Genomic DNA, 14081 nt, shown 5'->3' with positions numbered 1-14081 from the left:
CTCAGCCGAGCTTACGGACCGGATCGCGCCCGTCCCAGTGCTTCGCCTCCTCGCGCATGAAGGCGAAGAAGTCGAGCGAGGCTTGCGGCAACTGGATGATCTCGATCAGGCTCCCCGGTCCGCCGCCGGCATCCACGTAGATCGCCTCCCCGCCGCCGGCGACCCAGACTTCCTGCTCCACCGAGGCGCCAGCCTGGCGGCACACCTCGCGCGCGCGGGCGATGTCGTCGACGACGATGCAGACGTGGTGCAGCCCTTCGCGGCCCTCGTCGCGCCAGCGCTTGTAGATGGAGGGCGCGTCGTCGTGCTGCTCGATGAGCTCGATCTGGATGTCGCCCCAGTAGGCGATGCACACGGAGAAATCCACCTGCACTTCTTCGCCACGGTACTTCGCCTTGTCCAGCGCGATGTGCTCCAGGCGGTAGAAGGGGCCGACCCCCATGGTGTCGGTCCAGTAGCGCAGCGCGGCGTCGAGGTTCGGCGGCACGTAGGCCATCTGCATCACGGGGCCCAGGCGGGCGATGAGCGCCTTGTCGGTCATGTCTGTCTCCTGTTGCGGCTCATGCGCCGGCGGTCTGCGCGGTCGCGGCGGTGATGGCGGCGGCGATCTCGTGGTTCCAGGGATTACGGCGCAGGGTCAGGCCGCCGTTCACCTGCAGGTTCTGCCCGCTCATGAAGCACTCGTCGCTGGCGAGCCACACGGCGGCGGCGGCGATGTCGTCCGGGGTGCCGATGCGGCCCAGCGGGTAGCACGGCAGGAAGCTCTCGAAGACACCGGGGGTGGCCTTGGCGCCGGCCGTCATCGGCGTGTCGGTGAGGCCCGGCGAGATCGAGTTGGCGCGGATGCCGCGTTCGCCGAAGTCGTTGGCGACGCAGCGGATGACGTGGTCGGTGCCGGCCTTGGTGCCCATGTACGCGGCATGGTCGTTGAGCATGATGGTGGCGGTGGCCGAGCTGATCTGGATCAGCGAGCCGCCCTGCCCCATGACCTCGATCATGGCCTGGAAGAACATGAAGGGGCCCTTGAACTGCAGCGCGCAGATGCGCTCGAGCTCCTCCTCGGTCGTGTCCAGGAAGGGCTTCAGAAGGCCCCAGCCGGTGGCGTTGAGGCAGATGTCGACGCGGCCGCCCCAATCGCGGGCGAAGGACGCGAGCGCCGTGAGCTCGTCCTTGCGGGTGATGTCGCAGCATCTGGCCGCGCCGCCAATGCTGGCGGCGAAGCGATCCAGCTCCGCCTCGTGCCGCCCGGCGACCACGACCCGCGCCCCTTCCGCGGCGAAGCGCCGCGCGATCGCCTGGCCCATGTTGTCGCGGCCGGCGGCGCCGATCACGACGGCCACCTTGCCTTCCAGTCTGCCCATGCCTGTCTCCTCTTCAGCCGGCGGCCGCGAATAGCGACGCGCCGTTGTCCAATACGATCTCCGCACCGTTCATGGGGCGGGATTCATCCGGAATCCGATCGATCACGGGTATCCTTCGGCCAGCCGCCCGCCGCCCTGCTCCGGGCGCGCCTCTTGCCGGGCAACGGCTTCGTCCGCGAGCGGCGCTGCGAGGGCGGCCTCCGCCTGCGGGGCCTGCTGCGGCACGTTGCCGGCCATCGGCGCCACCTCCGGCCGGGTCTCGCCGCGCAGCAGGAAATGCGACAGAGCCGGGATCAGGATCAGCGCGCCGAGCATGTTCCACAGGAACATGAAGGTGAGCAGGATCCCCATGTCGGCCTGGAACTTGATCGGCGACCAAGCCCAGGTCACCACGCCGGCGGCGAGCGTCACGCCGATGAGGCCGACCACCTTGCCGGTGAAGGCCACTGCGCGCCGGTAGGACTGGGCCAGGCTCATGCCCTGGCGCTGATGGGCAAGCTGCACGCTCAACAGGTAGAGCGCGTAATCCACGCCGATGCCGACGCCCAGCGCCACCACCGGCAGGGTGGCCACTTTGACGCCGATGCCCAGCCACACCATCAGCGCCTCGGCGAGGATCGAGGTGAGCACGAGCGGCAATACTGCGACCACCACCGCCCGCCACGAGCGGAAGGCGATCGCACACAGCAGGATCACCGCGCCATACACGTACAACAGCATGTTGCGGTTGGCCTCGCGCACGACGATGTTGGTCGCCGCGTCCACCCCGGCGTTACCGGCCGCGAGCAGGAACTTGCGATCGTCCGTGTCGTGCTCGGCGGCGAAGCGGCTCGCCGCCCGTACCACGCCCTCCAGCGTCGCGGCCTTGTGGTCGGACAGGTAGGCCAGCACCGGGATCAGGGAGCAAGGCGCGTCGAGGAACTCCGAGTTCCAGCTCAAGGCGTTGTTGATCTGGGCATCGATGAGACTCTGGTTGTCGCTGATCGTGAGCCATTTCGGATTGCCCTCGAAACCGCCGGCGGTGTAAGTGCGCACCGTGTCGGCGAGCGAGACCGTGCGCTGCACGCCCGGCTGCTGGGCCAGCGTCCAGCTCAGTCGGTCGGTTTCGGTGAGCGTCTCGAAGGAGCGACACCGGTCCGGCGGCGTCTTCACCATCACTGCGAAGACGTCGCTGGAGATGCCGAAGTTGGTAGTGATGAACGCGTTGTCCCGGTTGTAGCGCGAGTCGGCGCGCAGTTCCGGCGCGCCGGCGTCGAGGTCGCCCACCTGCAGCTTCAGGCTGTAGCCGTAGCCGACGATGGCGAGCGCCACCGCGACCACCACGGCGCCGGCTGCCCAGCCGCGTTCGGTGAAGCGGTCGAGCATCGCCCACAGCGCGCCCAGCCCACGGCCACCGGATTCCTCGTTCTCCTCGTTCAGGCTGCGTCGGGCCGCCGTGGCGCTGACGCCCACGTAGGACAACAGCACCGGCAGCAGGATAAGGTTGGTAAAGATCAGCACCGCCACCCCGAGGCTGGCGGTCAGCGCCAGCTCGCGGATCACCGGGATGTCGATCACCATCAGCACCGCGAAGCCGACCACGTCGGCGAGCAGCGCGGTCAGCCCGGCGAGGAAGAGACGGCGGAAGGTGTAACGCGCCGCCACCGACTTGTGCGTGCCGCGGCCCACGTCCTGCATGATGCCGTTCATCTTCTGCGCGCCATGCGAGACGCCAATGGCGAACACCAGGAAGGGCACCAGGATCGAGAACGGGTCGAGGCCGTGACCCAGCGTGACGACCGTGCCCAGCTGCCACACCACCGCCACCAGCGAGCAGGCGAGCACCAGCCCAGTGCTGCGCACGCAGCGGGTGAACAGGAAGATGATGAGGGTCGCCACCACCGCGGCGACGACGAAGAAGCCCATCACCAGGTCGAGCCCGTCGATCAGGTCGCCGATCAGCTTGGCGAAGCCGATCGCGTACATCCTCACCGTGCCGTCGGGACCGGCGTACTTGGCGCGGATCTGCTCCAGCCCCTCGGAGAAGGCGCGATAGTCGATCGGCCGCCCCTCGGCGTCTTTCGCCAGCAGCGGGATGACGATCATGCTCGAGCGGTAGTCGTTGGACACCAGGCTGCCGACCACGCCCGCACGGCCGATATTGACGCGCAGGTCCTCGATCGACTTGGCGCTCCCATTGTAGTTGTTGGGCATCACCGGACCGCCGGAGAACCCCTCCTCGGTGACCTCGGTCCAGCGCACCACGGGCGTGAACAAGGATTTCATCCAGGCCCGATCGACGCCCGGCAAGAGGAAGATTTCGTCGTTGATCCGGGCCAGGGTGGCGAGGTAGTCCGCGTCGAAGATGTCGCCCTTCGTGTTCTCCACCGCGACCCGCACCGAATCGCCCAGGCCGCGCAGCTGGCTGCGGTTGTCGAGGTAGTTCTGGATGTAGGGGTGACCGTGCGGGAGCATCTTGTCGAAGCTCGCGCCCACTGCCAGGTCCTTCAGCTGGAACGCGAAGAACGCCGTCAGCAGCGCGCAGCACGCGACCAGAAGCAGGCGGTGGTTGAAGATCAGTCGCTCGAGGAGGGTTCCCGACCGGTTGTCGAAATCCTTCGGGTCGGCGATCACCGCCATGATTTGTTGCTTGCCGATTTCCATTATTTTGGTCCGCTCAGGGATTGACGTAATTTTCCGAGCCGATGCGTGGGCGCGACTCAGCGTATGGACTCGACCCGCACGCCTTCGCTGCCCACCAGACCGACGCGGTCGCCGCCGAGTGCCGTGATGCCGAAGTACGGCATCGGGACCGACGCCTTGACGGGGGAAAAGACCTTGCCCCGATCGCCCGAAACGCTGACCCCGCCGGCCTGGTTCGCGAGCACGATCCGGCCGCCCGGCAACAGTGCTCCGCCGACGATGCTCGCGGGGCTGCCGGTGTCGATCCGTTCCCAGCGCGTGCCGCCGGCCGAACCGCGGAACAGGCTGCCTCGCATGCCGAATACCAGGAGATCGTCCGCGCCGGCACCCACCATGCCGAACAGGGTGCCGTTGTAAGGCGTCTGGATGCCGACGAAGCGCTCGCGGGCGCGGTCGAGCTTCCACACCATGCCCTGCTCGCCGGTCAGGTAGAGCTGTCCCGCGACATTGGTGATCGAATAGAGATGGAATTCCCGCGGATTGTCGACCCGATCCATCCAGGGCACCCAGGTCTTGCCCCCGTCGCCGGTACGGTAGATCCGGTTGAAGGCACCGACCACGAAGCCGCTCGTCTCGCTGTCGAAGAGCACATCGAGAAAAGGCTGGGTGCCGCCGGCATCGATCAGGCTTTGTTCGCGACCGAGGAGTCCGTCGGCTTCGGGATTCGCGGCGCGCTGTGCCTTGAAATATTTCACCGCGAGATCGGCCGCCTGCCTTCCCTCGAGTTGTCGGGTCCAGTGCAGGCCCCCGTCCTCGCTATGCAGCACGACCCCGCCGTGGCCGACCGCCCAGCCTTGGTTGGGCGTGGGGAAGGAGACGCCGACCAGATCGCTGCCGACCGGTACCGCGGCCTGCGTCCACGTCGCGCCGCCATCGTCGGACGTCACGATCATGCCGCGCAGCCCTACCGCGACGAGCCGCTGCCCTGCCGTGGTCACCGCGATCAGCGGACTGCGCGCCACCTGTGCGCTCTGCACGGCCGTCACGTCCTGCGGATTCTCAAACCCGTGGGCTGCCACGGAAATCGCGAGCGCCAGCCCTGTCACCAGCATGCGCAGCCCCGACCGGGGTCGGCGCTGCGAGAACCTCGTTTCCTGGATCATGTTGCCCAGACCTCCATCAGCGACGGCCACCCTGCGGCCCATCGCGAATACCGACCACCGGAACACCTTGTATGGGCTCCGGTCGCTGCGTGGCCGCCCCCCGAGGGGGCACGGCCGCTTTAGCGAACGCCCGACCCTGCGAGCGCCTCGGAGCTGTAGAAGGACAAGGGCTTGGGCGACGTCATCACCCAGCCGCCGCTGTCGGTGGTGTCCTCCTGCCGCGTGTAGTTCCCGGTTTGCAGGTCGTAGGTCACCCACTGGTCGGTCTGGTGCCCTTGCGTCTCGTACATCACGATCGGCAGCGAGTGGCTGACGCGGTAGATCGCGCCGCTGGAGTCGTAGTTGTCCGAGATGCCGACCCCCGGGAGGTCCTCATCCCAGTAGATCGTGCGCTTGGGGTAGACATGGCGCATGCCCGGCTTGAGCGTGGCCTCGACGACCCAGGTGCGGTGCAGTTCCCAGCGCACGCAGTCCGGATTGATGAAGTTCTTGGTTTTCATCGCGACCTCGCTGGGACACACGCCGGGGTCGTTGATCTTGAAGGCGTTGTAGGGGATGTATGTCTCTTTCTTGCCGACCAGTTTGAAGTCGTAGCGCTCGAGGGAGCCGTAGAACACCGCCGATTCATCGACGACGCTGGCCCCGCCGCCGGTCGGACTGGGGGTGTCGAAGGCGATGTCGGGCGCGAGCTTGACGCGCCGCTGCCCCGGCAGGTAGGACCACGCGCGGCGACCCGGGTCGATCAGGTCGATGGAGTCGCGCACGATCAGTTTTTCGCCCGCCTTGCGCGCCGGGTCGCTGTAGTCGATGCGCAGCGTCTCGAACAGTTCCTTGCTCTCGATGGGGGTGGTCCTGGCCGGATCCATGATGGGATACAGGATCCACATCGTGCCGACGCCGGTGACCGTGCGATTGCCCGCCGTGTCGACCAGGGTGCCGGTCATGCCGTTGGTCATCATCGCGTGCCCGTCGAACTTGAGCAGGCGATTCCACATCACCTCGGCACCAGTCTTGGGGAAGGGGAAGGGCCAGCCCGCGTAGCAGCCTTGCAGGCGGAGGCCGTCGTCGGTCGTCTTGCATTCTCCGGCCGCATTCTTCTTCGCGTTGTCGAGGATGTACTGGGGATAGTTTGCCGTGCGGTGCGTGGGATACACGTCCATGCGGTAGCCCGGATACTTCTTGAACATCGTCTGGACGCCGGCGGACAGCTTGTCGGCGTATTGCGCCACGTTCGCCGCGGTGATCGAGAACAAGGGCTTTTCGTTGGCAAACGGGTCGGGCCTGACGTGGGGCTTTTTCGGGTCGTAGCTGGCGGGCGGCTTGATCCCGCCAGGCGTGTATTCCGGGATCGTCCCGTCCTTGTTGCCGGCCTTCGTCGCGCCCCAGGGGGTCAACGTGGTGCCGAGCTGGGAAAGCTCTTCCGGCGTGGCGGCGGCAAAGGCCGAACCGGCGCAGGCTATCGCGATGGCCGTGGCGAGGGGTTGAATGCGGCGATTCATCTTGATGTCTCCTGTTGGGGGCTGGGAATATTTGCTTCCCGGCTTCTTCTTAGAATGTGGTCTTGAACGTGAAGGACAGCCAGCCGCGATCGTGAATGAGCGCGTTGCCGCCGTTCGACGTATACATCTGCGTCGCTCCGATGCCCGGTACGCCGCCAAAGAGGTTGGCGCCCTTCTTGTAGTCGCCGAAATAGTCCGTGTAGGCGATATTGAACTTGTACTTGCCCAGGTAATCGGCGCCGAACCCGATACTCCACGTTCCGCTGCCCTCGTTGCCGCCGAAGGGCACCGGTGAGTTGCCCTTCAGGCCCCGATCGTAGTGGATGGGCATGGTGAGATCGACGCCGGGAACAACCTGGTACCAGAGTGGCGTGAACGTCATCGAGATCCCCCAGGCGTCGTCGGTGGCGCAGCCGTCCGACTTGCCGCCGCCGGGGGTGCCGAACGGGTCGCGCGAACACACGTGGTCGACGTGGTTGAAGTTGCCCTGCGTGCTGCGGTAGACCTTGTCGAGCCGGCTGTAAGTGAGCTCGGCCAGCAGCGTCGCCGATTCGAACAAGGGCGTCTTGCCCATGTAGGCGATGGCGTTCACCAGCGCATGCCAGGTATCGCCGCGCGCAAGGCCCGGTGCGCCGAATACGGTGGTCAGCGCCGTGTTGCTGCGATGCACCAGCTCCGATCCCACGGCCACCCCGCCGATCTGTTTCGACAGGCTGAGGCCCCACAGTTTGACGTCCTCGGCGTAGGCATTGTGCAGCTCGACGAGGTTGCTCCCGTTGTAGGTGCCGAGCACCGCGGGGACCTTGTCGTCGAACCGGCGGTAGTAGAGGCCGACCGTACCGAACTCGGGAGATGCCTTGAGATTGACCCCCCAGCTGCCCTTGTCGTCGGGCTTCGCGTGAGGCCCGGAACTCACATCGCCCTTATACGGCAGCACGTTGCCGGGGAAAAAGAAGGTCCCACGCTGGAACACCGGGTCGGCAAAGGTGAAATAGGTGCCTCCCTCATAGATGCGGTAGGGCTCCCACTGCAGGTAATACTGGGCTGCCACCGACACCGTGTCGGTGAGCTGCGCGTGCGCGGACAGCTGATTGAGCGGCAGGAACAACTCCTTCGCTTCGGACCCCGGCGTTGCCACCGCCTTGCGGAAATCCACCGGCCCCTGCGAATAGGACACGCCGTGAATGGGGGAGAACAGCGATTCGCCCCAATAGATGTTGTGGCGACCGAACTTCACGTCGAGCGGCACCGTGCCGAGATTGATGCGGCCAAACGCGAAGGCGTCGAGCAGCTCGCCCGACTGCGTGTAGTAGCGCTTCACCGGGCTGGTGTACTTGTTGCCCGGGTAGGCCGTGCCCAACCCGGCGGCCTGGTAGGCGGGGTTCCCCCGCACGTCCTCGTCGTAGGCGGCGTCGTACCAGGCCGCGCCCGACACCCGGAAGCCGTTGTACATCTTGTAGACGGCGTCGAGTTCGGTCAGCAGATCGACCCGGTTGGTGATGACCTTGCCCTTGTCGAAGCGATATTCGCCGGCTTGCAGTGCCCACGTGTCGCCCAGCGTCCTGTCGCGATCCTCCATTCGCCAACCCACGTTGTAGCGGACCGTGTTGTCCCAGCGGACCTGCAGATCGGGGTTGTCGAGGTCGAGCTGAAAAGCCATCGCGGAACCGCTCAAGGATGCCGCAACGGCAGCACCGACGACGGCATTGGACGGCGGACGGACCAACCGAATAGCGCTCATGTTTCTCACTGCCTCCTTGTTGTGGGGGCGGAGGCCATTGCGGCCCCCGCTTTACCGGAATCGCTGTTCCGACGGACTTTTTATAAAAAACCGGACAGTCCGTTTTCTATTAGATTGCACCTGAACCGACGCTTTGCCAAGCACTTTCGCACACGCGATGCGCCGCATCGCCATCTCCACGGTTGACTCGTGAAAAACCAACCGTTTTGTTTTTGTTATGATAACCTTCTCCGCCAGGGATGCAAGAAATTCTTTCACCTCATCGAAAAGACGGGATCACACCGTCCCTCTCACCCCAAGGAGTACAGCATGACTATCAGCAAGGTAGGCGTTGTCGGTGCCGGCACGATGGGCAACGGTATCGCCCAGGTGTGCGCGGCTGCCGGCTTTCAAGTGACCCTGGTGGACGTTTCCACCGAGGCGATCGAACGTGGCCTGTCCGCGGTGGCGGGCAGCCTCGAGCGCTTGGTGAAGAAGGAGAAGCTCGGCACCGCGGACAAGGAAGCGACCCTCGCCCACATCAAGGGGACGACGCGGTACTCCGACCTCGCCGGCGCCGACCTGGTGATCGAGGCGGCGACCGAGAAGGAAGCCATCAAGCTGCGCATCCTCGGCGAGGTCGACGGCCTCCTCGCCCCCGCTGCAATCATCGCCACCAATACCTCGTCGATCTCGATCACCCGGCTCGCCGCGGCGACGGGCCGGCCCGACCGCTTCATCGGCATGCACTTCTTCAACCCCGTGCCGCTGATGACCCTGGTGGAGCTGATCCCCGGCCTGCAGACCTCGGATGACACCCGGACGACGATCGAGGCCTTCGCCACGCGCATCGGCAAGACCGCGATCGTCGCCAGGAACAGCCCCGGCTTCGCCGTCAACCGCATCCTCTGCCCGATGATCAACGAGGCCGTCTTCGCCTTGCAGGAAGGCCTGGCGAGTGCGGAGGAAATCGACCGCGGCATGATGCTCGGCTGCAGCCATCCCATCGGTCCGCTGGCGCTCGCCGACCTGATTGGCCTCGACACCCTGCTCTCGGTGATGGAAGTGTTCTACCAGGGCTTCAAGGATTCCAAGTACCGCCCCGCTCCGCTGCTCGCCGAGATGGTCGATGCGGGCTGGCTGGGCCGCAAGAGCGGCCGCGGCTTCTATCAATACGGCTGACGGCGACGCGGAGCAGACATCATGGATTTCGCGCTACCCGCCGAACTCGCCGCACTGCAGGATCGCGTGCGCCGTTTCATCGCCGATGAGATCGTTCCCCTGGAGAACGGCCCGGGCCGCACGCAGCACGGCCCCACCGAAGGGCTGCGCCGCACGCTGCTCGCGCGCGGGCGCGCCGCGGGCCTGCTGTCGGCCCACGTGTCGCCCGAGTTCGGCGGGCTCGGCCTCGACCACCGCGCCAAGGCGGTGTTCTTCGAAGAGGCCGGCTACTCGCTGCTGGGGCCGGTGGCGCTCAACATCTTCGCCCCCGACGAAGGCAACATGCACTTGCTCGAAGCGGTAGCGAGCGCAGAACAGAAGGAGCGCTGGCTGCGCCCTTTGGCCTCGGGCGAGATCCGCTCCTGCTTCTGCATGACCGAACCGGACCCGGGCGCCGGCTCCGACCCGTCGATGTTGCAGACCGCCGCGACCCGCGACGGCGACGACTATCTCATCAACGGCCGGAAATGGTTCATCACCGGTGCCGAGGGCGCGGCCTTCGCGATCATTATGGCCAAGCTCGAAGACGGGCGCGCCACCATGTTCCTCGCCGACATGGATCGCCCCGGCATCACCGTCGAGCGTTCGATGGACTCGCTCGATTCGTGCTTCCCGGGCGGCCACGGCGTGGTGCGCTTCGACGGCCTGCGCGTGCCCGCGGCCGACATCCTCGGTGCGCCCGGCGAGGGTTTCAAGTACGCCCAGGTGCGCCTGTCGCCGGCGCGCCTCACCCACTGCATGCGCTGGCTGGGGGCGGCGCGCCGCGCGCATGACGTGGCCACCGCCTACGCGCGCCGGCGCCACGCCTTCGGCAAGCCGCTCGGGAGTCACGAGGGGGTGGGCTTCATGCTCGCCGACAACGAGATGGACCTGCACACCGCGCGCCTGGCGATCTGGCACACCGCGTGGGTGCTCGACCAGGGCGGCCTCGGCCTGCACGACTCGAGCATGACCAAGGTGATCGCCTCGGAAGCGATCTGGCGCATCGTCGATCGCAGCGTGCAGATCCTCGGCGGCCAGGGCGTGACCGGCGAGACCGAAGTGGCACGCATTTTCGCCGACGTGCGCGCTTTCCGCATCTACGACGGCCCCTCCGAGGTGCATCGCTGGAGCATCGCCAAACGCATCCTCAAGGGCGTCGCGCGCGGGGGAGCCGAAGCATGAGCGCCGACATCACCGACATGTTCCGCCTGCACGGCCGCACGGCGCTGGTCACCGGCGCTTCCAGCGGGCTCGGGCGTCACTTCGCGCTGACGCTGGCGCGCCACGACATCCGCGTCAATGCGATGCTGCCCGGCTACATCGCGACCGACTTCAACCGCGAATGGATCGCGAGCGAGGCCAGCGAGCGCGTCAGGACGCGCATCCCGAGCCGCCGTTTCGGCAAGCCGGAAGACCTCGATGGCGCCTTGCTGCTGCTTGCTTCCGCGGCCGGCGCGCACATCACGGGTGCCGCGCTGGCCGTCGACGGCGGCCATCTGCTGAAGTTCATCTGATCGAACGGGGACACAACATGGACGAAAAGACGAAAGACGCGGTGGAGGACTTCATCGCACGGGCCGCCGGCGCCACGCGGGTAACGATTTGTGAGGCGAAGCTGCTCTCCGGAGGCGCCATCCAGGAAAACTGGCGGATCCGCGCAGAGCTCGCCGGCGGCCCCCACGCCGGCGCCCTCGACGCCGTCATGCGCACCGACTCGCTATCCGGTGTGTCGGTGAGCCACAGCCGGGTGCAGGAATACGCCCTGCTGCGTGCCGCCTTCGCCGCCGGCGTCACCGTGCCGGAACCGCTGTGGCTGTGCGCGGACCGCGACATCATCGGACGCCCCTTTTTCATCATGCGCCACGTCGGCGGGACCGCGGCCGGTTATCTGTTGGTGAAGGACGGGCGCTTCGGCGGCGACCGCGTGCGCCTGGCCGAGCGCCTCGGGGCCGAGCTCGCGCGCATCCACGCCATCCGCCCGCCGCGCGCCGATCTGGACTTCCTGCCTTGGCACGAGGACGCCCCGGCGCTGCATTCGGTCGCGCGCTTTCGCGCCTATCTCGACCGCCACCACACCCCGCACCCGGCCCTCGAATGGGGCCTGCAATGGCTCGCGCGCTACGCGCCGCCGCGCGGCGAAATGGTGCTGTGCCACCGCGACTTCCGCACCGGCAACTACATGGTGGACGAACAGGGCCTCACCGGCATCCTCGACTGGGAATTCGCCGGCTGGGGCGATCCGCTCGAGGACATCGGCTGGTTCTGCGCCAAATGCTGGCGCTTCGGCGCGCACGAGCGCGAAGCCGGCGGCATCGGCGAGCGGGAGGATTTCTACCGCGGCTACGAGACCGTCGCCGGCCGCCCGATCGACCGCGCCCAGGTGCCCTACTGGGAGCTGATGGCCCACATGAACTGGGCGGTCATCGCCGTGCAGCAGGCCGAGCGCCACGTCTCCGGCGACGAGAATTCGCTGTTGCTGGCGCTCACCGGCCACATCGTGCCGGAACTCGAATACGAGATCCTGACCCTGACGGAGGCAGCCTGACATGCGCGACCAACCCACCGGCGACCAGTTGCTCGACACCGCCCGCGCCATCCTGCGCGAAGAACTGATCCCCGCCCTGCCCGCGGACAAACGCCACGCGGCGCTGATGATCGCCAATGCGATGGCGATCGCAGCGCGCCAGCTCCGCAATGGCGACGACCCGGAACGCGACGAGCTTGCCAACCTGGCGCGCATCCTGTCCCTGCCCGCAGCGGACACGGCAACCGGCGCCCTGCGCGAGATGCTGCTAGAACGCAACCGTGAGTTGTGCCGGTGGATCCGCGGCGGGCGGACGGATGCGGGGAGCCTGCGCCACGCGGTGCGCAAGCATCTGCTGGACACCACGCGGCGCAAGGTGGAGGAGAGCAATCCCAAGGCGCTCGGGGGCGCCGCCTGATGACGGCCTCGCCCCGCACCGCCTTGCGGCGCCGCATCTACCTGATGCGCCACGCCGAGGTCTCCTACTTCGACGCCGACGGCAGGCCGCTCGACCCGCGCCACGTACCGCTCACCGACGTCGGGCGCCGCCAGGCGCGCGCGGCGGCGGCGGCGCTGGCCGAGGTCGTGTTCGACCTCGCCGTCTGTTCCGGCCTGCCGCGCACCGCCGAGACCGCCCGCCTCGTCCTCGGCGAGCGTGACCTTCCCTTGCGCGAAGACGCACGCCTGAAAGAGGTGAAGGCCGGGCGCCTCGACGCCGTCCCCGCCGACGAACGCGAACGCGTCATCGCCTACGCTTACGATGGCGCCGAGGCGATGGACGCGGCCTTCATCGGCGGCGAGCGCTGGATCGATTTCCAGCAGCGCGTGCTGGCCGCGTGGGCCGCGCTCGTCGCCCGTGACGGGTGGCAAGACGCGCTCGTCGTCGCCCACGACGCGGTCAATCGCATGCTGCTCTCCCACGTCGCCGGGGCCGGGTTGGCGGGGCTGAAGGCTTTCGAGCAGGATCCGGCCTGCATCAACATGATCGAGCTCGATGTCGACGCCGGCCGAGTGCGGCGCGCCTTCCTGCGCGCGGTCAATCACGCGCCCTACGACCCGGCCCGCATCGGAAATCGCCGCACCGTCATGGAGCGGATCTTTCGCGCCTTCGTACCCGATCCGGATCGCCGTGGCCCCGCCTCACTTCGATTGCCCACAGCGAGACACCCATGAGCGAACCCACCCTCCCCCTGCTCCACGAACGCGACGGCGCCATCGCCCGCATCCGTTTCAACCGGCCGCAGGTACTCAACGCGATCGACGCCGCCATGGCCTGCGCCTTCCGCGATGCGTGCCGGGCCATTGCCAACGACCCTGAAGTGCGCGTCGTCGTCCTCAGCGGCGAAGGCCGGGCCTTCATGGCGGGCGGTGACGTCGCGCAGTTCCGCGATGATCCTGCGTCCATCGCGCCGAGCCTCATCGATCCGATGCACGAAGGCCTGCGGCTCCTGACCGAGCTTCGTGTCCCGGTCATCGCGAGCCTGCACGGCGCGGTGGCCGGAGCCGGCTTGAGTCTCGCGCTGGCCTGCGACCTGGCCATAGCCGCCGAAGGCACGCGCTTCAACTTCGCCTACACCAAGCTCGGAGCCAGCTGCGATCTCGGCGCATCGTGGAGCCTGCCGCGCCTGATCGGTCTGCGCCGTGCGCTGGAGATCGCCCTCCTGTGCGACACGCTCGATACGGCCGACGCCCACCGGCTTGGCGTGGTCAACCGAGTGGTCCCGCCCGCCGCCCTGGCCGAGGAAACCGAACGGCTTGCGGCCAGACTCGTCTCGGGACCACCGGTCGCCAACGGATGGCTCAAGCGCCTGATGCGCGAATCGCTGTCGCGTGACTTGGGCGCGCAATTGGATGCGGAACGCCACGGCTTCGCCGCCTGCGCCGCCACCCGCGACTTCGGGGAAGCCGTCGCCGCGTTTCTTGAAAAGCGCCCCGCGAATTATCTCGGCTCGTAGGGTGCAGCAATGGGACCGCCGCGGGCCGCGGCGC

At 67.2% G+C, this 14081-nt stretch carries 13 protein-coding genes; 7 read left to right on the top strand and 6 right to left on the bottom strand.

All coding sequences use genetic code 11. The features are described 5' to 3' along the window. Position 1: 1 nt before the first annotated feature. The 6 genes from AZKH_RS11330 to AZKH_RS11305 all read right to left on the bottom strand — a co-directional run bounded on the left by AZKH_RS11330 (position 2) and on the right by AZKH_RS11305 (position 8386). Positions 2–541 (bottom strand): VOC family protein, encoded by a 540-nt coding sequence (locus AZKH_RS11330; protein ID WP_015435908.1) that lies wholly within the window; start codon positions 539–541, stop codon positions 2–4. A 19-nt stretch (positions 542–560) separates the two neighbouring features. Next, positions 561–1361: an SDR family oxidoreductase gene (locus AZKH_RS11325; protein ID WP_015435907.1), complete on the bottom strand. Its 801-nt coding sequence runs from the start codon at positions 1359–1361 to the stop codon at positions 561–563. 102 nt (positions 1362–1463) lie between these two features. Beyond that, positions 1464–4004, bottom strand: coding sequence for an RND family transporter (locus AZKH_RS11320; RefSeq protein ID WP_015435906.1), 2541 nt, complete (start codon positions 4002–4004; stop codon positions 1464–1466). A gap of 56 nt (positions 4005–4060) precedes the next feature. After that, positions 4061–5146, bottom strand: coding sequence for a YCF48-related protein (locus AZKH_RS11315; RefSeq protein ID WP_197538720.1), 1086 nt, complete (start codon positions 5144–5146; stop codon positions 4061–4063). A 119-nt stretch (positions 5147–5265) separates the two neighbouring features. After that, the gene (locus tag AZKH_RS11310; protein WP_015435904.1) at positions 5266–6645 is read right to left on the bottom strand and encodes a DUF1329 domain-containing protein; all 1380 of its coding nucleotides are present in this window, start codon (positions 6643–6645) and stop codon (positions 5266–5268) included. A 49-nt stretch (positions 6646–6694) separates the two neighbouring features. Further along, positions 6695–8386 carry a DUF1302 domain-containing protein gene (locus AZKH_RS11305; protein ID WP_015435903.1) on the bottom strand — a complete coding sequence of 564 codons (1692 nt, stop codon included), beginning with the start codon at positions 8384–8386 and terminating at the stop codon, positions 6695–6697. Between the two features lie 309 nt (positions 8387–8695). On the opposite strand from AZKH_RS11305, the gene AZKH_RS11300 reads away from it, so the two are divergent. From AZKH_RS11300 to AZKH_RS11270, 7 genes are read left to right on the top strand one after another with little or no spacing between them, the layout of a single operon-like run. Then, a complete protein-coding gene (locus AZKH_RS11300; protein ID WP_015435902.1) occupies positions 8696–9547 on the top strand; it encodes a 3-hydroxybutyryl-CoA dehydrogenase in 852 nt (283 codons plus the stop codon). 21 nt (positions 9548–9568) lie between these two features. Then, positions 9569–10750 carry an acyl-CoA dehydrogenase family protein gene (locus tag AZKH_RS11295; protein WP_015435901.1) on the top strand — a complete coding sequence of 394 codons (1182 nt, stop codon included), beginning with the start codon at positions 9569–9571 and terminating at the stop codon, positions 10748–10750. Continuing rightward, complete coding sequence (locus tag AZKH_RS11290; RefSeq protein WP_015435900.1) at positions 10747–11082, top strand: SDR family oxidoreductase; 336 nt, start codon at positions 10747–10749, stop codon at positions 11080–11082. The genes AZKH_RS11295 and AZKH_RS11290 overlap by 4 nt, the downstream gene beginning before the upstream one ends. 17 nt (positions 11083–11099) lie before the next feature. Next, positions 11100–12113, top strand: a complete 1014-nt coding sequence (locus tag AZKH_RS11285; protein ID WP_015435899.1) for a phosphotransferase family protein — start codon at positions 11100–11102, stop codon at positions 12111–12113. Position 12114: 1 nt separating this feature from the next. Beyond that, entirely contained in the window at positions 12115–12510 is a 396-nt protein-coding gene (locus AZKH_RS11280) for a DUF6285 domain-containing protein (RefSeq protein ID WP_015435898.1), read from the top strand. Beyond that, positions 12510–13265: a histidine phosphatase family protein gene (locus tag AZKH_RS11275; RefSeq protein WP_015435897.1), complete on the top strand. Its 756-nt coding sequence runs from the start codon at positions 12510–12512 to the stop codon at positions 13263–13265. Before AZKH_RS11280 ends, AZKH_RS11275 begins: the two co-directional genes overlap by 1 nt. Beyond that, entirely contained in the window at positions 13262–14047 is a 786-nt protein-coding gene (locus AZKH_RS11270) for an enoyl-CoA hydratase/isomerase family protein (RefSeq protein ID WP_015435896.1), read from the top strand. Before AZKH_RS11275 ends, AZKH_RS11270 begins: the two co-directional genes overlap by 4 nt. Positions 14048–14081 lie beyond the last annotated feature (34 nt).

Origin of the sequence: Azoarcus sp. KH32C, assembly GCF_000349945.1 — a bacterium.
Classification (GTDB): Bacteria; Pseudomonadota; Gammaproteobacteria; order Burkholderiales; family Rhodocyclaceae; genus Aromatoleum.
The sequence above is the reverse complement of the archived record's forward strand: the minus strand, read 5'-3'. Positions and strand labels throughout refer to the sequence as shown.